Source organism: Streptosporangium sp. NPDC006013, assembly GCF_040614275.1.
In the GTDB taxonomy this organism is placed as follows: domain Bacteria; phylum Actinomycetota; class Actinomycetes; order Streptosporangiales; family Streptosporangiaceae; genus Streptosporangium.
In genome coordinates, this window is record NZ_JBEXUE010000122.1 from 1 (window position 1) to 23,389 (window position 23,389).

A 23,389-nucleotide genomic window follows, 5' to 3' on the forward strand; every position below is an offset into this window, starting at 1 on the left:
GAGGCGCCGTAGACCGCGGCGCCCAGCCCGCCGGGGCCGCCCCCGATCACGATCAGGTCGTAGAAGTCGGTGGCCGGGGCGGTGGACAGCCCGACATGTGATGCGTCCGTCTACGAGCTGAGCGGTCGCCGCTCCCGTTGAAAGCGCGACAGGTACGTCAGCGGCCGTCAGCGGATGGTGTGCCGGTAGGTGTGGGATTAAGAGTCCCCGGCCTTCTGCGTCACGACGAGGGTGAACGTGGTCTGGCTGCTGTCCTCGGAGGGTACTCCGGCGGCTTCGACACCCGCCTGAACCGTACAGGTGATTTCGTTCGTCTGCCCGGCGCGAAGTTGCACGTTATCGCACCCCTTCACGTGGCCGTACTGAGGCGTGACATTCGCGACAGCGCCGGCGAACTCGGAGCTGACCCATACGGTGAATTTCCGGGAATCGAACCCGCGCCGTCAGCTTGGAACTGCGTGGAGCATGCCCGTCAGGGGCGCCGACCTGGGCTCAAGGGCGGGCATGAGCGACCGTGGTTGCCCCCTCGCCACCAGGGTCAATGGCGCGACGACGATCAAGATCATTCAAGCTCAGGCGAGCGATTTGTCTGCCATGATGCGTTCCAGGGTGCGTCGGCCCATCCTGCTCATGGCCGGGTTGGTTTCGAGGTAATACCAGACGACCCCCATCGCCTGTGCGAAGGCCCACGCTTTGCCTCGCTCCCATTCAAGGTCGTCGCACCCGAGGTCCATGCGGAGCACCTGCCGCGGCCCGGCTTCGAGCAGATGCCAGGCACTCACGAGATCCAAAGCAGGGTCGGCCGGTCCGAAGCCGCCGACGTCGAGAATTCCGGCCAGCCGACCAGCGCACACGAGCACGTTGCCAGGAATGAGATCACCATGGGTCATCATGTCGGCTGCTTTGCGCGGCAGACTTCGAAGATCTTTCCACATTTGGCGAAGCCGGCGAACGTCCAGGAGTTGTTCGCTGTGCTTGAAACAGGTCTCCATCCACGCGTCGTGGGATTGAAGGTCGCCTCCCCGGCCCTTGCCGGCGAACGATCGGCCACGCGTGTCGAGTGCGCGCAGCTCATTGATGAGATCGGCCAGGTCGTGGGCAAATGCGATAGATTCGCCCGGGTCCTCGTTGGTGGCCACGACGCCGGGCAGCCAAGTCTGCACCGACCACGGAAGCGGGTATCCCGCGCCGGGTTCACCGAGCGCGACCGGCTCGGGCGTGGGAAACCGTGTGCGACCTGCCAGCTCGCGGGCTGCTTCCGCTTCGGACTCCAGCCAGCGCCGCGTCGAGTCGACGTCCTCGGGCTGTAGAGGGAACCGAGCTGTGAAGCGGTCGCCGATGCGAAAGATGGTGTTGACCGTCCCATGGGCGGCGATGCCCGTGATGGGCAGTCTCCGCCACTCGGGGAACTGCTCATCCACCAAGGTGCGCACTGTCTCCGGGGTCACCGTCAGCTGGTTGGCGTGCATCTTCACGCCAGGAGCCTTCCTCGTCCCGGTCTTCTCCTGCAACGTGTTTTCGGCTTTTCGGCCCCCGTATGGCGGCTTCGGGCCATGCCGCCAACCGTAAGATCGAACAGGCTCGGAAACGATCGGGACGCGGGCCGGAATCCACTCCCTGACCTGGGCCTTGTCGCTGGGGCGTGGAGCGGACATATGCCTGGCTGGGCCGCTGTCGACACCTGTCGCAAGGCTGCGGGTACCTGGCATCGGTACCTGTGCCGCCGAGGCGCCCGCAGGTGATGTGCGACCGTCCCGCCGCCGGTTCAGTTGCCACCCCCGTTCAGCGCGTAGCACTCCACCTCGGAGCGGCGGTAGGTGAGGCCGCCCCGCACGGAGTCCTGCACGCACTGCTTCTCGCTCTTGCTCAGCTTGAGTTCGCCGCACACGGTGATGCCGGAGTACGTCCGGCAGTCGAGGCCGGGGTTTCTCTCCCCGATGATGTAGGTCCGCCGGACCTCCGCGCGGCACTCCCGCCGGGCGGCGCTGGTATCGGCGTACCTGCACTGGTTGAGGAGGATCCGATATTGCTCCCGGCTGACCTGTTGTTTGCCCACGCCGTCCATCGGGTATCCGGCGCCGGCGGTGGCGAGCGTGGTCATCGCGGCGAGCGCCGCAACACAGATGATCTTATTCATAGCGCACCCCCACTGCTACCTAACGTTACATTCCACCCATATCGCGCGACCAGGTGGGATGCCGGATCACCTCACGGCGTGCCGTGCCGTACGGACCGCCAGGGCGGCGCACACCAGGAGTAGGGCGAGGCCGCCCACGGCGAGCGGCGACGGCCCGGCCGGAAGCCCTCCCGACTTGACCACGCCCATGTAGTCCAGCGCCGCGACGCCGTTGACGGCCAGGTACCACAGGCCGAGGTAGACGACCTGGAAGACCCGGTGGGTACGGCAGGCCACGCCGAGAGCCAGCGCGAGCGCGGGAACCAGGAGCGCGCCCCCCGCCCAGGCACCCGCCCCGGCCCAGTCGGCCGTGGCCGCCATCCGCACCGCGGGCGCGATCCCGGTCACGACGGTGAGCGCCACCCCGGCCGCCCACTCCGCCAGAAGCCCGCGCCGCATCGTCGGGTAGGCGCCGAGCAGCCCCTCCAGGCCGTGTTCGACTCGTTGGGTGCCCAGGCGGGACCAGACCAGCACCGGCCATACCCAGGCGAGAGGGAGCAGCGTCGCGGGCTCCGGAGTGGCGAAACCGGCCACGGTCACGGCCACGACCACGAGCCACCACCACGGCGAGACGCCCCGAAGGAGGACGCGCAGCTCACCCGCGAGGAGCCGCCGGAAGGCCCGGCCACGTACCGGCGCCGTCATCGTCACCGGGAACCCGGGACGGCCGACGGGTCCGCCCACGCCGGGCTCTCCCCGGACATCGCGCGGGAGGTCTCCGAGGATCTCGTCCTGAGCCCCCTCCCGGGCCTTGCCCGGCTCGGACAGCACGGTGGCGGGTCCGCTGCCGGGACCGCGCGCGGGATCGAACCTGCCGAACCAGAGCGCGGGCAGCAGCGCCACGGCGATCCCCACCGCGAGAAGGACCAGCCGACCCTCCAGGAAAGCCGCGTCGGGGGTGAAGCCGTCCCATCGGAAGGTGCGCAACGGCTCGGCCACGGACGTCAGGCCGAGGCTGAACTCCCGGCCGCTGACGTCGATCCCTTGCTCGACCAGGGCGGCGCGCATCGACTCGGCCGCCTGGCGCACCCCGATGCCCCCGAGAGGAGCGTTCCGCGTCTGTCCTCCCAGCAGCAGAACCATCGAGACAGCGAACCAGACGACGTTCCCCACGCCGCCCCGCAGCAGCGGCACGGTCTCGAACAGCACCGCCGCCGCAGCCGTCAGCACCAGCGGGGGCAGCGTGATCAGCGCGAAGGGAAGCAGCAGCGCGATCGGATCGAGCGCGCCGGACTCGCCCCGCGCGAACTGCATCAGCGGCGCCGCCACCGCGAGCACGCCCGCCATCGAGGCGAGCACCAGGAAGTTGCTGAGGAACTTCCCGATCAGATATGTCGATGTGCGGAGCGGCGAGGCGGCGAGGATGTGCCCCACACCGGTGCGCTCGTCGCGGGCGATCGCGTCGCGTACGACGTAGAACCCGCCCATCGTGAGCCACAACGCGCCGGCGAGGGCGGTGACCGTTCCGATCCATGCGCTGGTGTAGACGCCTCGGTAGCCCCCGACATCCATGATCACCCAGTGGGAGCCCGCGTCCGGCACGGCCAGGCAGGCGAGGCCGACCGCCGCCAGCAGGGTCACCGCGTACGCGGGACGCCGTACCCGCTCCCGGAAGTCGGCGACGGCGAGCGCGATCGGCGCCCGGGCGGTCACCGGGTCACCGCCCGTCCACCTGCGCCCCCCGCAGTGCCCCCCGTGGTGCCCCCCGTGGTGCCCACGGCCTGCGGAGCCCGTGCGGCGGGACCGTTGACGACGGCGAGATACACGTCCTCCAGGTCGGGCGCCACCTGTACGGTGTCGCCTCCCGGCGGCGTGGGCGACAGGAACCGGAGGCGCGTCCCACCCGCCGTACGGATCATGCGGCTGATCACGTACCGCTCCCGCATGGCGACGGCGTCGGACGGCCCGGCGACCGTCTCCCACACCTGGCCGTCCACCTCCCTCAGGAGCTCCTCCGGGCTGCCGCGTCGCAGCAGCCGTCCCCGGGCCACGATCGCGATGTCGGACGCCACGGACTCGATGTCGGAGACGATGTGCGTCGACAGCAGCACCACCCGGTCCGCCGCCAGGTCGCTGAGCATGGTGCGGAACCGTACCCGCTCCTCCGGGTCGAGCCCGGCCGTCGGCTCGTCCACGATCAGCACCCGGGGATCGCCCAGCAGGGCCTGGGCGATCCCGACCCGGCGCAACATGCCGCCGGAGTACGCGCCCAGGGGCCGCCGACCGGCCTCGGTGAGGTTGACCAGTTCGAGCAGTTCGCCGATGCGCACCCGCGCCGAGCGGGCCGACAACCCCTTGACGGCGGCCAGGTAGGAGAGGAACTCCCTGGCCGTCAGGTGGGGATAGACGCCGAAGTCCTGCGGCAGATAGCCGAGAGCCGCGCGGAGCGCGTCCGGCCGGGACACGACGTCCGTCCCCTCGAAAAGGACCTTTCCGCGAGTCGGGCGGGTGACCGTCGCGGCGACCCGCATCAGCGACGACTTCCCCGCCCCGTTGGGGCCGAGGAGACCGAGCAGTCCTGCGCCGAGACGCATGGAGATGCCGTCCACGGCCCGTTTACCTCCCTTGTAGACCTTGGAGACATCCACCAGTTCGAGCATCGGTGTTCCCGCCGTCGCCGCGTGATGCGGTGTGCCGTTCACCCGTTTTGTCCCGTTTCGTCGGTGTAGTTCGGTGCAGTTCGGGGTAGTTCGTGGTCATTTCACGCCGGTGAAGGCGGCGGCGCCCGTGCCGGCTGTGCCGGTGGAAGGCTTGCCGGCCGAGGGCGTACCGCGCAGGTCCGTCTTGCGGCCGTCGCGCAGGACCTTGACCTCGCGCGGCACCTCGACCCTGAACCGAGCCGAGCAGTCGGCCCACCCGGAGCAGTCGGCCCGCAGGTTGAGCGTCTTCCCGTCCAGGGACCAGCTCGACGACGGGTTGGTGCCCTTCACGTCGAACCAGAGGGTGACCTTGATGTCCTTCCTGTCCGCCGCGACCAGGTCCGTCGGGGTTTCGTGCGCCCGCACGTCCAGCGTCCTGCCGCTGAACGGGAAGGCCGTCTGGTGCGGTGTCGCGTTCGAGGCGTCCGCGCAGCCGGTGAGGGCCGCCGCGGCCACGAACGCCACCAGGGCACACGTCATCGTCTTGCGCGTAATCATCAGATCCTCCGATGCGTGGGGATTGGGCATCCCGAGCAGGATCCAGCCTCTCGGCGCTCGGTGACATCTGCCGTTCGGCAGATATCCGGCGCCTTCCCCGCGCCTGTGCCGCTGGAGGCGCGGCACGCGTTTCGGCGGGTCCCCGCCCCCTGATCGGACCTACAGCGTCACGGCGCGCGAAGGAGAGTCAGGGCCGGTAGGCCGGGCGACGGTCGTTCCCGTCCGGGCGTTCGGCACCGGTAGAACTGCTCTGACCTGCCACCCCTTCCCAAGGCGGCCAGTGGTGAGCGTGCCTCCGAGCGCCTCGACCCGCTCGGCCAGGCCGATCAGGCCGGTACCCCCGCCAGGCCGGTCTTTCCCCGTCAATGCCTGCGGGCGGTCGCGCCGATCGCCGCCCGCCCCTCCCCGCCAAACCGTGAGGACGCCCGCACCGGCCACGCCGCCGTCGTCGACGACGGACACCTCCAGTGCGGAATCGGCGGTACGGACGGTCGAGACGAGCACCCGGGTCGCCGAGGGCGCGTGTCTCCGTACGTTGGTCAGCGCCTCCAGCACCACGGCGTAGGCGGTGCTTTCGATCTCCCGCGGCAGCGTTCCGGCCGTCTCGTCGGCCGGCTTCTCCGACCGTTCGCCGTTCGGATCACTATCCGGAGCAGCGCTCCGATCATCGGCCGGTTCTTCGGCCCGCTGGAGTTCGGCCGGGATCCCTCCCGTCGCGGAGAACCGGCCGACCAGGTCGGACAGGTCCGCCAAGCCGTACATCCTGGTCGGGGGCGGCTCCGCCGCGGCTCGCTCGTCCGGGTCGCGCAGCGCGCTCACCATGTGGTCCATCGACGCGAGCGCCCGCAGCCCGGCCTCCTCGATGCGTACGGCGAGGGCCCGCGCCCGCTCCGGATCCTGGTCGGCGAGTTGCGCCGCCTGGGCCTCCAGCACGATGCCGGTGACCTCGTGGGCGACGAAGTCGTGCAGGTCCCGGGCCACGTCGAGCCGCTGGGCCCGGCGTGCCCGTGCCACCGCGCGCACCCGCCGGTCGTCCAGAGACCTGAGGTACAGCGCGATACCGGCCACCACCGCCACGGGGAAGAAGGACATGAAACAGACGAGGATCGATGTCTCCGCCGTCGGGTTGGGCATGCGCAGCGTGAGGCGCAGGGGCAGTTCGAACGTGACCGCGACGCCCAGGGATACCCCGATCACCGCCGCCTGCCATCCCGGCAGCCGCCGTACCACCCTCCCGAGGAGGAGCAGCAACGCGCACATCTCGATGGGAAGCCAGAGCCCGACGAACTGGTGCCGTCCCTGGTAGACGAGTGCGACGGCGAAGGAGACCACCGTGACCAAGCCCGCCGCCCCGGCGAGCGTGATCCCCCGGTACGGCCAGCGCGACAGTGCGGCGGCCATGGCCAGCGTGGCCGAGCAGGCAACGACGAGCGCGCTCGGAGGCGCGAGTACGGCCGGGACCGGCACCGTCACGACGACCATGGCGCACAGGAAGGCGCGGATCCGGCTTCGGGTCATGAATGTGAGCGTACGCAGCGCTATCGACCAGCGTTGTCTTGATAAATCTGGATATTCACCATCCCGGCTGGGGACCCGGCCATCCCGTATCGCATGCCGGACGATCTTCGACGCTCCGCCTCGTCTCGCAGAAGCAGGGCCCTGTCATCGGGGACGGGCGTAGCCCATCTCCCAGGCGCGTACGGCGATGCCGACCCGGTTCCGCACGCCGAGTTTGCGCTGGACGCTCGCCACATGGGTCTTGACGGTGCCCGGCGAGATGAACAGCTCGGCGGCGATGTCGGCGTTGGTCTTGCCCTCGGCCACCTGACCGGCGATCTCGATCTCCCGCTCGGTCAGCGGCTCGGTCAGCGGCCCCTGCCCCGGTCCTGATCCGGTGACGTGCTTCAGCAGTCGCACCGTCACGGACGGGCTGATCAGGCTGTCCCCCGCCACAGCGGCCCGGACCGCCTCGATCAGGAGGGCAGGACCCGACCGTTTGAGCAGGAACCCGGACGCGCCGTGGCGCAGCGCCGGATAGACGTACTCGTCGAGGTCGAAGGTCGTCACAACGACGACACGAACCGGGGTGGCCACGTCGGGACCGGCGAGCAGCCTGGTCACCTCCAACCCGTCCATTCTCGGCATGCGGATGTCGACCAGCGCCACGTCCGGCTGGAACCTCCGGGCCATCTCGACCGCGGTCACCCCGTCTGCGGCCTCGCAGACGACCGTCATGTCCGGCTGGCTCTCCAGGATGCGGCGCAGGCCGCGCCGCACCATCTCCTGGTCGTCGGCGATCAGGACACGTATGGTCATCCGCCCATCCTCCCAGCTCTCCGCCTCTCACCGCGCCGCCGTGAAGCCCGGCCTCCCTGTCAGCCCTGCTCGACGTCCAGGTGCGTACGGTGATGCTTCGGGGTGTCGATCTCGTCGAGCAGCGCGATCGCGAAGTCGGCGTAGGAGATGCGACCGTCCGCGTCGGCCGGGGCCGTACGGTACCGGCCGGTGCGATCGCCGCCGTGGTCGAAGTCCCCCCCCGCCGGGCAGCCCTGGTGACTCCGGCCCGCGCCATACGGCCGACGGATCTCGCACGTGAACATCAGGCCCCGGCATTGATCACCGTTCTGCAATAATGTCTGATCTTTACCTTTGGGGAAGGTTAGAGACTACATGCCGTCAATTGTGGTATTCGTCGCAGATCATCCATATCCGTTGATCCGCGGAGGCGGCCTCTTCCTGGTCTTCGTCGGCCTGGGCTTCCTGGGAAGCTGGGCGTTCAACAAGTACTGGATCCAGTTCCTCATCGGCGGGTTCATCACGGGATTCACCGCGAGCGGCCTCAGCGCGCTGCTCCCGAGCCTCGGCAGCCCGTCGTTCGCGCACATCGCCGGGCTCGTCGGCTCCTTCGTCATCGAGGCGGGCCTGATCTATCTGGTCCTCACGAAGAACAAGGACGCGGACGAGCGGACGCTGATCCTCAGCATCCTTTTCGTCGTCGGCCTGCACTTCCTGCCGATGGGTCTCGCCCACGGCCCGCTGATCACGATCCTGGGCGTCCTGACGGCGATCAACGCGTTCGTCGGACTGCGGCTGGCGCGCGAGGTGCCCACCCCCGTGTTCGGGGTCGTCGACGCGGTGCTCAAGCTCGGCTTCGGCGCCGTGATGCTCTTCGCCTACCCCGCCCTGACCTTCAGCTGACGTCGCCCGCGGCCTCGCCCGGCGCCGGCACGACCACGAAGGCGAGCGCGGCGGGGAACTCGGGGAACTCGCGAGCGGGCGTGCTCAGCATCGTCCGCATCCACTACCGCAGCGTTTCCCTGCCCGCCTCGGTCGGCTCGTAGACCGTGCGCTCCGGGCGGTTCTCCTCGCACGAGGTCTCGCGGACCGCGATCAGTCCGGCACGGAGCAGCCGGTCGATCGTCTGGTAGACGCTGTTCCGCTGCGCGACGTTGACCACGTCGTCTCGGTGACGCGCTGGTCGGCTGAGGTGTTCACCATACGAAAAGGGTCCCGGAAGCCATCCGGGACCCTTCGGCGTTCCCTCGGTCGCCTTCCGCTCGTGAACCGCTCGGAAAGCCCGGAACGACCTGTAAAACGCCTTCAAGATCATTGCACGCATATTGATGGAGTGGTGACATGCGGCTGCTTCCGGCTGCCTGCGGCTGCATGTCCCAGAAAAGCAAAAGAGCCCCCCGCGGGACTCTGAGCTGGGAAAATCCAGCGTGGCAGGTGCAGGACTGAACCTGCGTAGGCTGAGCCGACGGCTTTACAGCCCGTGACTGTTCCAACTGACAGTTGGCCTCTCACCCAGAGCTTCTATACGGCCGAGCAGCCGGACGGAGCGTACGGTCCCGGGCACAGATGCGTGCCACTGCTTCCGCCGAGAGGTGATCTGATCCTTGACGTCGTTGAGGGACGGATCATGTACGTGGAGGTCCTGCACTACCCGAACCTGCCACGTCCGGTGAGTTGAGGCCATCAGCTTGGGAAGTCTCTAACGCACTTGGCCGCTGAGCTGGTGAAGTGCTGACCTGCGAGGGAGAGGGCTGAGTACCCGTGAGTCCCCCTTGTTCACCCTCCTGACGGGCACGCAACGGGCACGACACCTGCGACCCGCCCTTGACCGTCGGTGGCAGCCTAGACCTTCGAGTCCGGCTTCCAGTCCTGGACGAGGAGCCCGAGCAGCACCTCGTCCAGGAACTCGCCCATAACCCAGGCCGAGGAGCGCAGCACGCCCTCGCGGGCGAAGCCGTTGCGCTCGGCGGAGCGCAGCATCGCAGCGTTGTCCGCCAGCGTCTCGATCTGCAGCCGCTGCAGGCCGCGCACGACGAAACCGTAGTGGCACAGCACCGCGACCACGTCGGTGCCATAGCCCTTGCCGCGGGCGGACGGCAGCAGCCCCAGCCCGATGTGCGCGGACCGGTTGTGGTTATCGATGCCCCACAGCACCGCGGTGCCGACCAGTGTGCCGCCGTCCAGCTCCACCACGGAGAACGGGACGTGCCCTTGCTCCTTGTCGTCCACCACGAGCTGCGAGTCCTTCGAGCCGGGCGTGATCGGCCGCCACGGCTGGCCTTGGGCCCGTGAGTGGGTGACCACGTCGTCGTAGAGCTCGGCCTGCAGGATCGGAATGTCGTCCTCGTGCCGGGCCCTGAGTCCGACCTTGTTGCCCTTTAGCATTCAGGCTTTCTATCCGACCGGGCTGGCGGGCGGCAAACCGATAAGCGGTCGTCGCAGTTGGTGTAGCGGCGGTAGCAGATGAGGGCGCTGGCGATGCCGACGAAGGCCAGATGACGGGATCATCCCGGAACCTGAGCACCCCCGCCGGAGGCTTTGGTTCCAGCCCGAACCGGGCAACACTGATCAGCCATGCTCCCCGGTGAGCCGGGGTGAGGAACGAACCCCGGATCTTCAATCACCCCCGGCCACAACAGATCGTGACCACCCCGTGGCGATTGTCGTGCCGCATTGGGGCGGCGGCGCGACCAGCAGCCGGCCGCTCCGCTCACCGCAAGAATCATGCCGAAGAACAGCACACCGGCTTACGGCACACTGACGCTCATGCCTGAGCCCTCGGCGAGTGAGCCCAATCCCCCAGAGCAGCGATGGATGAACTCCGGAGTCGCCGGAATCGGAAGCGCCAGCTTCCTCGCCGACGTCGGCCACGAAGTTCCCACAGCCCTCCTGCCCAGCCTGCTCACCACCACGTTGGGAGCGCCCGCCGCAGCACTGGGCCTCATCGAAGGTCTCGCCGATGCTCTGGCCGGAGTCGGCCGCCTGACAGGTGGCACACTCGCCGACGACCCTCAACGACGACGGACCGTAGCAGTCGGCGGATACACCACCACCGCGGTTCTCTCCTCCCTGCTGGGAGTGACCACCAACATCTGGCAGGCCGGAGCCCTACGCGCGGGAGCCTGGTTCGCCCGAGGTCTACGCGTCCCCGCCCGCAACGCCCTGTTGGCCGACCTGGTTCCAGCCAATGCCTACGGCCGGGCGTACGGGTTCGAGCGCGCGATGGACAACCTTGGAGCCATCGGCGGACCACTTCTCGCCCTGGGCCTGGTCGCCGTCTTCAACGTCCGGACCGCAATCCTCATCTCCGTCATTCCCGGCATCCTCGCCGCCCTGGCCATCATCTACGCCATCCGAAAAGCCGCCCAGCCAGCCGTACGCGAACGCGTCCCGATCAGGCTGCGTATCCGGCCCGTTCTACGCGGGGACCTGGGCCGTCTCCTCGGAGCGATCATCGCTTTCGAGGTGGGCAACGTCGCCGCCACCCTGCTCATCCTGCGAGCCACAGAGCTTCTCACCCCCGCCCACGGCATCGAAGCAGCAACCAGCATCGCCCTGGGCCTGTACGTCGCCTACAACATCGCCGCGACCCTGGCATCCATCCCCGCCGGACACACCTCCGACCGACTCGGCAAGCGCGGCCCCGTCCTCGTCATGACCGCAGGAATCACCCTGTTCGGCATCGCCTACGCCACCTTGGCCTTCGACACCGCCGGCTACCTCCTGCTGGCCCTGCCCTTCATCGCCGCCGGTCTGGCCATCGGATGCGTGGAGACCGCCGAACACGCAGCCGTCGCAGCCCTGGCCCCTACCGACCTACGTGGATCAGCCTTCGGCCTGCTGGCCACTGTCCAATCCCTGGGCAACTTCGCCGCCAGCGCCATTGCCGGACTGCTGTGGACCCTGGTCTCACCGAACGCCGCATGGGCCTACCTCGCCGCATGGATGGGTATCGCCCTCATCGGGATGCTGTTCACCCGTACCGGACGAGCTACTGGGGTCTGAAACTCTGACCATCAACGCGGGGCGTACATGATGACGGCGACGCCGATCAGGCACACCACGGCGCCGATGACGTCCCATCGATCAGGGCGGAACCCGTCGATGAGCATGCCCCAGGCCAGGGATCCGGCCACGAAGATGCCACCGTAGGCGGCCAGGATGCGGCCGAAGTTGGCATCCGGTTGCAAGGTGGCCACGAAGCCGTAAAGGCCCAGGGCGATAATTCCAGCCCCGACCCACAACAGCCCACGTTGTTCTCTCACTCCCTGCCAGACCAACCAGGCACCGCCGATCTCGGCGAGCGCGGCCACCACGAACAGCAGGAGGGAACGAGCGACAGTCACAGCTGCGGCTGTAGGGGATCGCTTTCGGTGGGCCGATGAGCCCCCGTACTCTGGCAGCCGCAGCCAGTTCCACCCGCGCATCCAGTAGTTTGCTTCCGCCTGCGCAGGAACCACACCAGCCCCCAAGCCAGCACGGCCACGCCCGCCAGGACCAGCGCCACTGTCGGCATAACGCCCGTAAGCGCGATGGCCCCGGTGCCTCCGATCACCCCGGCAGCCAGCAGCACAGGAAGCGCACAGCACGCGGCACAGGCCAACGCAGCCAAGCCCGTCAGACCAGCTGGGACCAGGCGCTTACGCTGATCAGGATCAGTTGAGGTCGACATGCCGGCCCCCGTCCGCCAGGCCGGAGAACGGCAACGGGCAGCACGAACTCACCGCACACGCCACTAGGTCATCACACCCGGCGTCCACCGCTTGAACCAACGTGTCGCGGATCGTCTGAAGGTCGGCGATCTTCTGTTCCACCTCGGCGAGCTTGGCTGTTGCCTGTGCCTGCAAACCGCTGTCCGACGTGCCGTGACGATGCGCAGCCGCCTCAACCAGGGCGGCCACCTCCTCCAGCGTGAAGCCCAGCCGTTGCGCCACCTTGATCACACGCAGGACGGTCACGGTTTCCGGCGGATACAGCCGATGTCCCCCGTTGCTACGCTGCGGCTCTTGCAGCAGTCCCCGCCGGTGGTAGTAACGCAACGTCTGAGCATTGACCCCCGCCGCTTCGGCGACCTCTCCGGTACGCAACCACTCCCCGTTCACGACGCGACCCGGGGAGCCATTTTGATCGCCCGGACCGCCAGCCCGTCGAGCACCTTCGCGTGCACCGCCGGGACCTCGATATCCAGGGCCAGGCCATCGCCACCAGGAGTAAGCGCGAAGGCGAAGAACGAGCAGCAACCCGTCTCACGGGCCGTCAGGTCACGCGCGGTCTTCTCTACTTCTGCTCCATCATCGAGTGTGAGCCGCAGGTGAGTCGGTCCCACGCGTTCCAGTCCACGCAGTGCGGAAGCGAACAGTTCATCGAACTCCGCCACTCGGAATGGCCGTTCCTCGGTCGGAAGCGTACATTCAGCCGGCGCCCATTCCATGAGCCCTCCATGTATCAAGATCGCCCGTCCCTCATGCGAGCGATCCCTACGGTCCGATGGTAAGCCTGTACCCCGGTACAGGATGCAACCCCTGAAACCATGCCTCCGGCGGGGGCACTTCGGCTCCGGGATGATCGATGTTCCAACATCAGGACCGTAAGTGGGTGGGGTGGAAGCCGGATCTCACGGGAAACGGCGAGGAATCACGGGGAGTCGTAGATCCAAAACGAAGAAGCCCCCGCACCGCATTTCCGCTGCTGTGAGGGCTCTTCTGCTGGTGTGGCAGGTGCAGGACTTGAACCTGCGTAGGCTGAGCCGACGGTTTTACAGGACGTGACCGTTCTCAGCGTGACACCGCTCGTGACCTGCGGCGCGTCACCTCTGCACCGCTCTCACTCTCATGATCATTGCACGTATATTGCACGTCACGGTAGGTGGGCTCGAAGGTCCAGCCAGCGATTAATCTGAGCTCTTACCGGCCCTGCCGCCAGTCGATCCGCGATCGGCTCCATAGGGCCGAGAAGGTTCTTGCACGTGCGCAGGGCCGCGATCTCGTGTCGAGGACGCATGCGCCAATCGGTCACCCAAGCTCTCGCCTGCTCCAAACCAAGAGGCAGGGCCTCCAAGACGTCTGAGGCGAGCTGGTCCGGACTCCATAGCGGGTCGTCATCGGGGGTGAGATCAACGATCAGCAACGCTCGAAGGTGAAAGCGGCCTGCATCCGCGTTCTTCGTGGGGTAGCCGGCCTGCTCAGCACCATCGAGGGCGGCGAAAGCAACCCGTGCCCAGATTCGCCGGGCCTCACCCCGATCGCGATCCTGCGCATAGGACTGGTTGAGCTGCCACGCGCCCAACCACTCGTTGATGCGATCCACGCTGTCCCCGGCGCCATCAGTACCCTCCATGCCCTCACCATCGCGTCCGCGTGATGCCAGCGGTTTCAAGAGGAGTGCGTTCCAATTCGATCAGCCCATCGTCGCCTCTGACGAGGTCAGATACGACCGCTCTTCCTCGGTCCACCCTTCGGTCAACCGTGCCCCGGTGGCCAGCTCAATTGCGGCCAGCATCGCCGCTCGCCAGCTCTGCCCGTTCTGCCAATCAAAATAGGGCACCATGGCCCGCAACTCGGGCCATCGCGTCAGTCCCGGCTCCTTGATCCAGTCTTCGACGAACATGGTGTCGAACGACAGAACCATCTCTCCGTCGACGGCACAGCTGATCCGGTTGTTGGCATTGACGTTCCAGAAGGCGCTGTACGCCCGTCCGCCGACGCTCAACCGCGGAAGCACCGGATCATGAACCCCTCGGAACCCGTTGTATTCGAGCAGCGCGGTCAGCGGACCTGAGTGATCCACCAGCATCGCCCAATCGGAGTCCTCGGAGGAAACGAGGTAGTCCTCCTCGTCCTCGAAGGAGGTTGTCTCGTAAGCCTGGTAGCCGGTGCCACCGCTTACCCGGTCTCCGATCTCGGTGAGTGTCATCGGTCTCCCGTCGTGGGGAACGACGACCGTCCAGCAAAGGGCCTCGCTCATCCAGTTCCCCTCCAGGAGGCGCTGGTAGTAGCGATACACGTCGGAGGCCTCGGGCCGTCCATCACTCATGTTTTGAAGCTCCGTCGCCGTCGGGTCTGTGGGTTCGAGATCTTTCCAGGCAAGTACGACAGAACAGTGCACAACGAAGAGCGTTAGAAGCCGTTGCTGCACACAACGGATGGGCCTCAGACCCAAACCGCATTAGCAGCTCGGATCTCGGCCGTCCCGATCGGTTCCAGCTGGACCAATACGCTCGGCCGGTCAGCCTGGAACGGCATGGTGCGGCGGTGAACTGCAACCCAAGACGCCCTCAATCAGGTCCGAAGATCCCCAGTACGAATTCGAGTCAGCTGGCGCACGCCGCTGAAGGTCGGCCAAAGTATCCTCGCAGACAGCTCCTAAGTCCGGCTTCCTGGAGATCAAACGGATTTTTGGCATTCCGCTGATCTTTGGGCTGGGACGCGTGATTGCCTATCGCGTACCGTCTGAGCGACGCGGTCTGCCGCTGCCTGGGCGTCTTCGTGTTCCCACACCCGGACAACCTCCCAGCCGGCGTCTCTGAGGAGTTCGTCGGTCTGGCGATCGCGTGCTTGGTTCGACGCCAGCTTCTTCTGCCAGAAGTCCGAGTTCTTTTGCGATGGTCGATAGTGCTCGGGACAGCCGTGCCAGTAGCAACCGTCGAGAAAGACGGCGACTTTCGCCTTCGTGAACACCAGGTCAGCGGTGCGACGAAGGTCCGGCATTGGTCGAGAGGCAACCCGGTATCGGAGACCGAGGGCGTGCACAGCCGACCGCAGCACACGCTCGGGGCGCGTGTCGCGGCTCCGATTGCCCTGCATGACGACGCGTACAGCGGGAGATGACGCCCACGACTGCTCAATCGGGGAAGGACTCTGAGGTGTGAGCAGGCCCAAGCTGATGGCTGTTTCCCACGCTTCGGCCAGGTTTCTCGCGCGAGTTTCATGGTCGACTTCTCCGACGTAAACAGCAGGAGACCGTCCCTTGTCCGACCAGCGGAGATAGGCACGGATACGCCGAGTCTTAGGATAAACCTTGAGCTCGATGGACGCGCAGGCCAAGCGCCCATCGCCAAGGTCCACTATGCGCTGATGCCGTCCTCCGGCGGCGCGATCCTGTTCTGCGGCTCGGGTTTCCCGTGTTCGCGCTTTCCCTTTCCACGCTCGAACAGGCGGCGGCTTGTCCCTCCATCGCCCCGCTTCAGTTCCCTGGTCGGCGGTCATACCCGATCTTCAACTTCCCTCAGTATCCCGGCGACCGCCTTGGCGAAGACCTCGCCCAAGAGGACTGGTACGGCGTTGCCGAGTTGCCGCATCTTCTCTCCGCGGGGACCTTGCAGCTTCCAGTCGTCAGGGAAGGTCATGACACGAGCGGTCTCGCGTACGGTCATATACCGATGAGTCCCATCGTCAAGGAGCATTACCGACTCCCCGCCGGGCACCCCATGGACGCCGGCCTTGACGGTCTTAGCGGGGCGGTCGAGTTCATTCGGGGTGTGACCAGGGTAGATCCGCGCATCCGGCCAGCCGATGTGATCGGTAAAGCCACCAAGTAGGTGCTCCCTGCGGTCCAGGAATTCGGTGGGGATTCGGGGCAGCGGCTTGTTACCGTCGATTCCCGCGATCGCGTCGCGAAGGGTCCGCCACGGCTTGGTGTCACCCGGGTCGGGGATGACCTTCGGCACACGTGCCATCACGCTCTCCCTCACGGCGTCTGGAACCTTGTGGGACTTCCAGTATTCGCCACTGACCATGGAGTGGAAAAGTGCGGCCTCCGAGAAGCCCGGCTTCACCAACTCCTTGAACCTCTGCACATCAACCTTGAGGTCGGCGCGAAAAGCCACAATGATGATCCGGTTCCTGATCTGGGGGACACCGTAGTCCGCCGCGTTGACCGGCGTCATGATGACTGTGTACCGCCGGGTTGAGCCTTCGGTTTCCTCCCCGATTCGCTGTCTCAGCACCGCGTCGTGCTCCTGCCAGGTAGCGCCCTCCTTTCGCTCCTCGAAGGGCAACTCCAGCTCGCGCAGGATGTAGTCGAAGTAAGGCTTGAACGACGGACGTAGCAGTCCTCGGACGTTCTCGCAGATGACCGCCTTCGGCTTCATCTCTCGAATCGCGCGGAACATCTGGGGGAACATGTTGCGCTCGTCCTCATCCCCCTTGGCTACTCCGCCGAGGCTGAAGGGCTGACACGGGGGGCCGCCTGCTAGGACGTCCACCTTCCCTTCCAGGTACTCGAAATCGACTTTCTGGACGTCACCAGCTCTGAGCGGCCATGGCTCACCAGGGGCCGGAATAGGGAGTGGTCGCCCCTCTTCGATAACTTCGGCGCCATTAGCGACCAACGTCTCACAGGCCCGTTTGGCGTGTTCGTTGAACAGGAGAGGCCGGAAGCCTGCGCGGTGAACCGCCATGGCCAGACCACCTCCACCAGCGAACAACTCAACGCTGGTACGACCACGAACCGACTCTTCTCGCTGATCAGGCATGACGGAAGTGTACCGCGGAATAAACGATCTTCAAGCTCATCTACGAAAACTCTTTCGAAGTGTTCGTCTAGTCCAGAGAGCCCTTGCTGCGACCCCCAGTCGCCAGTACAGCGCCCCTCACACCCGCTTGCACCTGTTACGCAGCTCTAACGAGCCAGCTGCAGATACGGCTGACCGCTAGCGCGACGGCCTAGCGATACAAGGTCCAGAAGCTTTGCAACGCTCCAAAACTGTGATCATCCCGCGATGAACCGGCAACGATGTACCCAGTATCACGACCTACCCGAATTGCTAGTCTGCTCCAGACGAAGATCACTGGATCAAGGAGTTGCCGATGGTTGCGAGCGCCGAGTTCCGGCTGAGCATCACACGAGCACTGGCGGACCAGCTCGTTTCCTCACTCGCCTCTCTCGATCCCGAGCCGCTCACCATTCAGACGATCGCCGCACTGCCAAACCGTGCTGGCGTCTACCAGTTGTACGTGAACGGGGACATGGTGTATGTCGGCAAAGCCGACCCGTCCCTCCCAAAGCGACTTAGCAAGCACTACCGCAAGCTCTCCAGCCGCCTGAACATTGACATTCGCGACGTTGGCTATGTCTGCCTATTTGTCGACGAGGATCTCCATGCGGTTGCGCCAGAGCGCTTGCTGATCCACTACTACAAGACCGACGGCGAGGCCCCGTGGAACTTCAACGGATTTGGAAGTAATGATCCCGGGCAGAATCGCGACACCACGATCTTCGAGGCCGACCACTTCGACTCTCAGTATCCAGCCGACCTTAACTGGATCTGTGATGACATCACAGCAGGCCTCTACATGATGTCCGATCTACTCAAACATGTTAAATCCGCACTTCCGTACGTCTTTCGGTATCAGGCGGCCGCCTTTCAAAAAGATCTTCATGTAGTGGTTCCACGCGATGCGCCTACCGCTGACGAGCTATTTACGCTCCTGGGTCAGACGATCGCTCAGGCTCAACCCCAGTGGCAGATCGTCGCGCTCCCGGGCTACGCCATCATGTACCCGAAGCCTGGCCCCTACCCCAGCGCGCGCAAGACCTACCAGTAGCACGATTGATCCGTAGATGGGGCGTATCAACAGTCCGTCTGGCAGCAGCCTCCTCCAGCTCGACGCCATTGGGATCCCCCCGCAGGGTGCTAGGTCGCCTTCCGGTCTAACCGAGCCGAGCGACACGCGTCTCGAAGGAGACTGCCACCAGCACCACCTGCAGTTTGTCCCTGTTGCCTGGGAGATTCCACGAAAGCAGGGGACGAACTGGCCATGAACGAGCTACCGTGTGAGGTAACCCAAGACGCACAGTAAGCACATAGCTCTCACCTTTACTTATTTCAGCAGGTCACGCGAGGGATGTTCCGGACGTGCCCACCGGCGTCACGCCTTGTCTCTTCAACCAGGAGCTTTGGTGTGTCTGTATCTCCTCATGGCGCCATAGTGGCTATGACGCCTGCTCGGTGTTATGATGCCCTGCTGGGCTGTCTCTCTCGGCGTATCATCGATCAAGCCGTTGGGCTCTCTATTCCAACAGGCACTCGTCTGCTGGACCAGCCGCACAAGCGGCTGTGGCTTGGCATGCTTGCCAGCGAACCCAAGCTGATCGCCGAAACCAATGCGGGCTTCCGCGGGCTCCAGATAACTCCTCCCGCCCAGGGCTTTTCGTTCCGCGTGCGACGCTTGCCCGACAGCTTGACTGTTCAGGTCAGCGCAGCGGTCTACCTGGCTCTGCATCCGACCCTCGCCGAACAGCGCGAAGCGGTGGATGCGGACTTCAGCTCGGGCTCTGAGGGCGCGGGTGCCAAGGATGAACTACGACCAACGCCTTCCGCCGGGAACGCACAGACCAGTGGTATGGCACCCAGAAACGGGCAAACGAACGGCTACAAGATAGCTCGAATCTGGACAAAGATCGCGATGGAGCCCGTTCAGATCACGGTCCCGCTTTCTTCGGATGGGGCGAGGTCAATACGCGTTGGTGAAGCTGAGATCACGGCCGCGCTGCGTTCTGCCGCAGCGCCCCATGCCGACCTGTTTTTTCGACAGCGCCGTCCCGGCGTCCCTGATGGGGGTTTGCCCCACGACCGCGACCTCATCGACGAACGAACCTGGGCCGCGTACAGTGTGCGCAGTCTCGTTCACCCGACAGACCTAACACCGCCCGACCATCGAGCGGCTATCGAAATCGACGTTACGCCAATCGACGGTTTCTTTGAGGTATTCGTCGCGGTAGTGAATACCACTCCTGCTCCTACGAATCAGCTAATCGACGGGATCCGCCCCTATGACGAGGCATACCTGGACACTCGTCTCTGTGAGGTGGTGCTGACAGCTTGGGCCGATACCAATATCGAGCCATATGAGCTGGAGCAGGTTGCCCAGTCCCATCGTTATGAGCGTATCGTTCCCGCGTTCGGCCATGCATCTCCCGTTACCTGCTACGTCAAAGCGGGACAGACCATACTGAGGACTGAGTTCGCCGCCGAAGAACCGACATGGCGCGCTTATCCTCGGGAGGCCTCCAAGGGTCAGCACGGTCGAGAAGCTCCGATCGACACGACCTTCGACTCGCTCATCATGGATCCTGTAGGCACCATCTCCAAGCTTGTAGGGATGCTCGAAATCTGGGTCAACGATCACTGGGGGGAAGCCGCCCTCGATGTATTGCAGGCCGCTAGAGGTTGGGATGCACAGGCGCGGGAGGAAGCCGAACAGGACGCGCGAGCCGCGCGGGAGGAAGTCGAGTGGGTGCGAACTGGCCTGGATGCACTGCGCTCCGATCCGCATGTCCGTGACGCCTTCATCGCGGCAAACAAAGTGATCAAAGCCGCCGCACAAGACGAATACTCAGCCTGGCGGCCGTTCCAGATCGCCTGGATCGTCGGTTGCCTTCCCGGGATGGTTGCCCCCAGGAAGTATCCCAAGGTCAACATCGTTTGGTTCCAGACCGGTGGCGGGAAGTCAGAAGCCTATCTCGGGCTCATGCTGGTTACGCTCTTCTACGGGCGTTACACAGGAGTTACCGCCGGCGCACAGGTATGGGCCCGGTTCCCGCTGCGGCTGCTCGCCATGCAGCAGACCGAACGCTTCGCGAAGATGGTTTTCAACGCCGAATTGGTCCGTCAAGACGATCCTCGTATCTCCGGAACAGCCGCTTTCGGCATTGGATACTTCGTCGGGGGAGGCAACACTCCCAACAAGCTTTACAAGCCTGGTGGAAATTTCAACGGCCCCGACCCAAGAGCACCGGAAACAGCGGAAGCGTGCCGAGTCCTGAACGACTGCCCACTGTGCGGCAATTCCATCGAAGTGAGGTGGGATGACTCAAGCCACACTATGCGACACATATGCAAAAACTCATCCTGTCGTCTGGCTGGAGTATTACCAGTTTGGGGCGTCGATGACGACATCTACCGACGTGCCCCGTCCGTACTGGTAGGTACCGTAGACAAGTTGGCCCAACTTGGACAAAATCAGGCATTCCAAATTCTCCTCGGGCGCGCACATTCCCGCTGTCCCAGGCACGGTTACTCGGCCAACCCCACCTGGTGTTCAGTGTTCGGCTGCAAGGAAGAACGGCATCCCGTACCAAGAGGTTTTGGGCACATACGCCTGGAAATCGCAGATGAACTCCACCTGCTCGATGAAAGCCTCGGCGCGCTCGACGGCATGTATGAATCTCTCCTACAAACGATCAGCGAGCATCTCAAAAATGAGCCCTTCCAGATCGTCGGCGCGACCGCGACAATCGAGGGATACCACGATCAGGTACGCCATCTCTACGAACGAGAAGCGCACCGCTTTCCTGTAAACGGTCCAGAACCCGGTGAGACCTTCTGGTCGACGACCAGAGTCGGTGATCCCTTGCGTCGCTATCTCGGCGTACGCTCGCGGGCGAGCACCATGGTCACCGCCACCCGGGAGGTAGCGGTTGTTCATGCGCGTTGGGCGCAGGACCTTCGTGACCACCCTAGGGCCGTGGTCAGAGAGGCTGGACTCGACGCCAATGATGGCGACGTCGTCGAAGCTGCTCGGGTCGCAGGTGAAGACCTGTACGAGGTGCTCGTCGCGTACTGCCTGCGCAACGAAGATCTGACCAGCTTCACCCGTGACCATGCGGTCCGAGAACTTCTCAGCAGCGAGGATAACCTCGTAATTATCAATGGGGACACCGATTCGGGGACCGTACGCTCTGCCGTTTCTCGGCTGGTTACTCCGCCCAAAGACGACTTCAGCCGAGTAAAGATCATCGCAGCCACGAAGGCCATCGGCCACGGTTTCGATGTCGCAAGGCTCGGCGTTATGGCCGTCATGGGCACGCCGACCCAAGCCTCCGAGATCATCCAGGCCTCCGCCCGCGTAGGACGAAGCCACCCTGGCCTGGTAGTTAACGTGATCAATCCGAGCCGGGACAGGGACGCCAGCGTCTACCGCTATTACCCGGAATGGGTTCGTTACCTCGACCGATTGGTTCACAAGGTACCGGTGAACCGCCAGTCCGTACCCGTGCTTAAGCGCGTTTTGCCTGGTGGGCTCATGGCCTGGCTTCTCCAGGTGCTCGATCGGAAATGGATCACCGGAGGCCGTCGGCGCCGCTCCCTCGCGGACTCGACAGCGTTCCGCGAGGCGGTCAACAGCGGTGAGATCAAGCAGGACATGCTCGTCTCACTGCTACGTCGAGGCTTCTACATCAGCGACACGAGCGTCTACCACCGGATGCACCGAGAAGCGATCGACGCTTGGGTCGCGGACCAGCTCACCGCCCTCCCGCTACGCGCGGAAAGCGGCAAACGGATACCTGAACTGCTACGTCCGTCTGTGCCTCGATCTCTTCGTGACATCGAAGAGCCTCTGACTATTTACGGCGACGTATAGCCACGCGGACAACTAGTTCGCTACGCCGCCCTTTCCCCCTACGAGGAAGAACTTCGTCATGGCCTTCGACAAGCTCAATCGCAGCAATATAGGGGCACTCTGGCGCTACATGCCGGGTCAACCCTACAACTGGTCATCAAGAGGGTCCGTCATCGGGGAACCTCCGCGCCAGGTCACACCCCTCGATGTCCCCGAGGGGTGGGTCGCCCCACAACTCCGCCGTCTGCTCCTCCCCTTCGCCGCTACCAACGCCGCTGGTCCAGGCGCCAAGGCGGAATTGGACATTATCGATCGACGTCAGTTCAATCTGGTCAAGGCTGAGGATCTTAAAGCCAGCCGCTTTCCCAACACCTTTCTGTGCCGGGATTGCCGGGCCTTCCAGAATGTTCGTACCGGGGAGCCAATACCGGCCTGCCCTGTTGGGGAGCATGGACCGATGGAGCAATTCTCCTGGAGTGAAGTCCATGAGTGCGGTCATCTAGAAGAGATCAACGCGCCTCGCTGCGACTCCGGCTGCCGGGCGCCGATGCGTCTGCATAACACGCGCGATCTACAGATATCTCGGTGGTACTGGACCTGTACCCGATGTCAGCAACGCTCCGAACAACCAATCACGCGGTGGTGCTCCACTTGCCGTACCGGCCGACCGCAGGTGATGCGCGTGCCACAGACTTCGGCTTACTACCCACAGCAAATCACGGTGATCAACCCTCCTACCCGAAGCGGCTACGCCGCCCTAGCGCATGAGCGGGTGTACGCGGCGGCCGTAGCACAGAGTCTCGGCATTTTGCCACGTGGCGCGGAAGGGCTACGCCTAGCTGCTGGAACCTCCCTTGCCGACGGCGCTCTGCGGCAGGCACAGGAAACTGCGGCTACCTTGGGACTCAAGCCAGGTGATGACCTGTACGAACAACTCATCGCTAAAGCGAGGCAGCGGACAGACGACACACCTGCTTGGGCTGCGGAAATCGACGCTCTTGGCAAGGATCATGAAACCATCGAGGCGTTCGGCGAAGAGTGTCGCCAACTGGGTCTGGCCTGGGACGCCGCCCCGCTTACGGTCCAGAACCTACTCGCCGGCGATGCTGGAACCCCGCTGGAGCCGATCTACCAGCGATACCGAGAGCTCTTCCTTCACTACGGATTCGCCGATATCACGCTGCTACGGGAGCTGCCCATCGCTTACATCGTGGCCGGATACACGCGAATCAGTGGAAGAGCTGTGTCCACCACACGTCGCGGCACCGTAACCACAGCACGGTTCCGCTTCTTTCCCGCTGGCCACGACAGTAAGTTCCCCATGTACGGTGTGCGCACCGAGACTGAAGGGCTCCTGTTCCAACTGGACAAGCTCAAGGTGATCCAATGGTTGACCGATTCGGGTGTCACCCTGGTCGACCTGCTGGTCAACGTGTCCC

General features: G+C 64.9%; 22 protein-coding genes. 5 read left to right on the forward strand and 17 right to left on the reverse strand.

Annotation, left to right across the window (positions count from 1 at the left end; genetic code table 11):
* Window positions 1-572 precede the first annotated feature (572 nt).
* The 8 genes from ABZ260_RS20180 to ABZ260_RS20215 form a co-directional block, all read right to left on the reverse strand.
* Entirely contained in the window at window positions 573-1,469 is an 897-nt protein-coding gene (locus tag ABZ260_RS20180) for an aminoglycoside phosphotransferase family protein (RefSeq protein ID WP_355619687.1), read from the reverse strand.
* A gap of 296 nt (window positions 1,470-1,765) precedes the next feature.
* The gene (locus ABZ260_RS20185) at window positions 1,766-2,137 is read right to left on the reverse strand and encodes a hypothetical protein (RefSeq protein WP_355619629.1); all 372 of its coding nucleotides are present in this window, start codon (window positions 2,135-2,137) and stop codon (window positions 1,766-1,768) included.
* Between the two features lie 66 nt (window positions 2,138-2,203).
* Window positions 2,204-3,829: a hypothetical protein gene (locus ABZ260_RS20190; RefSeq protein ID WP_355619632.1), complete on the reverse strand. Its 1,626-nt coding sequence runs from the start codon at window positions 3,827-3,829 to the stop codon at window positions 2,204-2,206.
* The gene (locus ABZ260_RS20195) at window positions 3,826-4,776 is read right to left on the reverse strand and encodes an ATP-binding cassette domain-containing protein (RefSeq protein WP_355619635.1); all 951 of its coding nucleotides are present in this window, start codon (window positions 4,774-4,776) and stop codon (window positions 3,826-3,828) included. Before ABZ260_RS20195 ends, ABZ260_RS20190 begins: the two co-directional genes overlap by 4 nt.
* A gap of 96 nt (window positions 4,777-4,872) precedes the next feature.
* On the reverse strand, window positions 4,873-5,313 hold the full coding sequence (locus ABZ260_RS20200) for a hypothetical protein (RefSeq protein ID WP_355619638.1): 441 nt from the start codon (window positions 5,311-5,313) through the stop codon (window positions 4,873-4,875).
* Window positions 5,314-5,472: 159 nt separating this feature from the next.
* Window positions 5,473-6,831 (reverse strand): histidine kinase, encoded by a 1,359-nt coding sequence (locus ABZ260_RS20205; protein WP_355619641.1) that lies wholly within the window; start codon window positions 6,829-6,831, stop codon window positions 5,473-5,475.
* Window positions 6,832-6,975: 144 nt separating this feature from the next.
* Window positions 6,976-7,629: a response regulator transcription factor gene (locus ABZ260_RS20210; RefSeq protein WP_355549455.1), complete on the reverse strand. Its 654-nt coding sequence runs from the start codon at window positions 7,627-7,629 to the stop codon at window positions 6,976-6,978.
* Window positions 7,630-7,688: 59 nt separating this feature from the next.
* Entirely contained in the window at window positions 7,689-7,913 is a 225-nt protein-coding gene (locus tag ABZ260_RS20215) for a hypothetical protein (RefSeq protein ID WP_355619644.1), read from the reverse strand.
* Window positions 7,914-8,025: 112 nt separating this feature from the next.
* Between ABZ260_RS20215 and ABZ260_RS20220 the strand changes: the two genes are divergently transcribed.
* The gene (locus ABZ260_RS20220; RefSeq protein ID WP_355549451.1) at window positions 8,026-8,511 is read left to right on the forward strand and encodes a DUF6609 family protein; all 486 of its coding nucleotides are present in this window, start codon (window positions 8,026-8,028) and stop codon (window positions 8,509-8,511) included.
* A 103-nt stretch (window positions 8,512-8,614) separates the two neighbouring features.
* Here ABZ260_RS20220 and ABZ260_RS20225 read toward each other — a convergent pair whose 3' ends face one another.
* Window positions 8,615-8,770, reverse strand: a complete 156-nt coding sequence (locus tag ABZ260_RS20225; protein ID WP_355619647.1) for a helix-turn-helix transcriptional regulator — start codon at window positions 8,768-8,770, stop codon at window positions 8,615-8,617.
* A 680-nt stretch (window positions 8,771-9,450) separates the two neighbouring features.
* On the reverse strand, window positions 9,451-9,993 hold the full coding sequence (locus ABZ260_RS20230) for a GNAT family protein (protein WP_355619650.1): 543 nt from the start codon (window positions 9,991-9,993) through the stop codon (window positions 9,451-9,453).
* Window positions 9,994-10,374: 381 nt separating this feature from the next.
* Here ABZ260_RS20230 and ABZ260_RS20235 point away from each other — a divergent pair, with 381 nt between their 5' ends.
* Window positions 10,375-11,613 (forward strand): MFS transporter, encoded by a 1,239-nt coding sequence (locus tag ABZ260_RS20235; protein ID WP_355619653.1) that lies wholly within the window; start codon window positions 10,375-10,377, stop codon window positions 11,611-11,613.
* 11 nt (window positions 11,614-11,624) lie between these two features.
* Here ABZ260_RS20235 and ABZ260_RS20240 read toward each other — a convergent pair whose 3' ends face one another.
* From ABZ260_RS20240 to ABZ260_RS20270, 7 genes are all read right to left on the reverse strand, one after another.
* Window positions 11,625-11,954, reverse strand: a complete 330-nt coding sequence (locus ABZ260_RS20240; protein WP_355619656.1) for a YnfA family protein — start codon at window positions 11,952-11,954, stop codon at window positions 11,625-11,627.
* A 309-nt stretch (window positions 11,955-12,263) separates the two neighbouring features.
* Entirely contained in the window at window positions 12,264-12,710 is a 447-nt protein-coding gene (locus ABZ260_RS20245) for a MerR family transcriptional regulator (protein ID WP_355619659.1), read from the reverse strand.
* Entirely contained in the window at window positions 12,707-12,985 is a 279-nt protein-coding gene (locus ABZ260_RS20250; RefSeq protein ID WP_355619663.1) for a hypothetical protein, read from the reverse strand. Before ABZ260_RS20250 ends, ABZ260_RS20245 begins: the two co-directional genes overlap by 4 nt.
* 479 nt (window positions 12,986-13,464) lie before the next feature.
* On the reverse strand, window positions 13,465-13,944 hold the full coding sequence (locus tag ABZ260_RS20255) for a hypothetical protein (protein WP_355619666.1): 480 nt from the start codon (window positions 13,942-13,944) through the stop codon (window positions 13,465-13,467).
* 60 nt (window positions 13,945-14,004) lie between these two features.
* Entirely contained in the window at window positions 14,005-14,640 is a 636-nt protein-coding gene (locus tag ABZ260_RS20260) for a DUF6461 domain-containing protein (protein WP_355619669.1), read from the reverse strand.
* Between the two features lie 350 nt (window positions 14,641-14,990).
* Window positions 14,991-15,812, reverse strand: coding sequence for a very short patch repair endonuclease (locus ABZ260_RS20265; RefSeq protein WP_355619672.1), 822 nt, complete (start codon window positions 15,810-15,812; stop codon window positions 14,991-14,993).
* Entirely contained in the window at window positions 15,809-17,080 is a 1,272-nt protein-coding gene (locus ABZ260_RS20270) for a DNA cytosine methyltransferase (protein WP_355619675.1), read from the reverse strand. Before ABZ260_RS20270 ends, ABZ260_RS20265 begins: the two co-directional genes overlap by 4 nt.
* Window positions 17,081-17,414: 334 nt before the next feature.
* Between ABZ260_RS20270 and ABZ260_RS20275 the strand changes: the two genes are divergently transcribed.
* The 3 genes from ABZ260_RS20275 to ABZ260_RS20285 all read left to right on the forward strand — a co-directional run.
* Complete coding sequence (locus ABZ260_RS20275) at window positions 17,415-18,152, forward strand: hypothetical protein (RefSeq protein WP_355619678.1); 738 nt, start codon at window positions 17,415-17,417, stop codon at window positions 18,150-18,152.
* Window positions 18,153-18,674: 522 nt separating this feature from the next.
* Window positions 18,675-21,971, forward strand: coding sequence for a hypothetical protein (locus tag ABZ260_RS20280; RefSeq protein ID WP_355619681.1), 3,297 nt, complete (start codon window positions 18,675-18,677; stop codon window positions 21,969-21,971).
* Window positions 21,972-22,029: 58 nt separating this feature from the next.
* The coding region (locus ABZ260_RS20285; RefSeq protein ID WP_355619684.1) for a hypothetical protein at window positions 22,030-23,389 on the forward strand (1,360 nt) is incomplete at its 3' end.

Coding starts and splice junctions, on each gene's coding strand:
- ABZ260_RS20255 (WP_355619666.1), bottom strand. CDS start 13,944: ATGGAGGGTACTGATGGCGCCGGGGACAGCGTGGATCGCATCAACGAG.
- ABZ260_RS20260 (WP_355619669.1), bottom strand. CDS start 14,640: ATGAGTGATGGACGGCCCGAGGCCTCCGACGTGTATCGCTACTACCAG.
- ABZ260_RS20270 (WP_355619675.1), bottom strand. CDS start 17,080: ATGCCTGATCAGCGAGAAGAGTCGGTTCGTGGTCGTACCAGCGTTGAG.
- ABZ260_RS20275 (WP_355619678.1), top strand. CDS start 17,415: ATGGTTGCGAGCGCCGAGTTCCGGCTGAGCATCACACGAGCACTGGCG.
- ABZ260_RS20235 (WP_355619653.1), top strand. CDS start 10,375: ATGCCTGAGCCCTCGGCGAGTGAGCCCAATCCCCCAGAGCAGCGATGG.
- ABZ260_RS20205 (WP_355619641.1), bottom strand. CDS start 6,831: ATGACCCGAAGCCGGATCCGCGCCTTCCTGTGCGCCATGGTCGTCGTG.
- ABZ260_RS20230 (WP_355619650.1), bottom strand. CDS start 9,993: ATGCTAAAGGGCAACAAGGTCGGACTCAGGGCCCGGCACGAGGACGAC.
- ABZ260_RS20195 (WP_355619635.1), bottom strand. CDS start 4,776: ATGCTCGAACTGGTGGATGTCTCCAAGGTCTACAAGGGAGGTAAACGG.
- ABZ260_RS20180 (WP_355619687.1), bottom strand. CDS start 1,469: ATGCACGCCAACCAGCTGACGGTGACCCCGGAGACAGTGCGCACCTTG.
- ABZ260_RS20265 (WP_355619672.1), bottom strand. CDS start 15,812: ATGACCGCCGACCAGGGAACTGAAGCGGGGCGATGGAGGGACAAGCCG.
- ABZ260_RS20200 (WP_355619638.1), bottom strand. CDS start 5,313: ATGATTACGCGCAAGACGATGACGTGTGCCCTGGTGGCGTTCGTGGCC.
- ABZ260_RS20210 (WP_355549455.1), bottom strand. CDS start 7,629: ATGACCATACGTGTCCTGATCGCCGACGACCAGGAGATGGTGCGGCGC.
- ABZ260_RS20185 (WP_355619629.1), bottom strand. CDS start 2,137: ATGAATAAGATCATCTGTGTTGCGGCGCTCGCCGCGATGACCACGCTC.
- ABZ260_RS20215 (WP_355619644.1), bottom strand. CDS start 7,913: ATGTTCACGTGCGAGATCCGTCGGCCGTATGGCGCGGGCCGGAGTCAC.
- ABZ260_RS20280 (WP_355619681.1), top strand. CDS start 18,675: ATGCTTGCCAGCGAACCCAAGCTGATCGCCGAAACCAATGCGGGCTTC.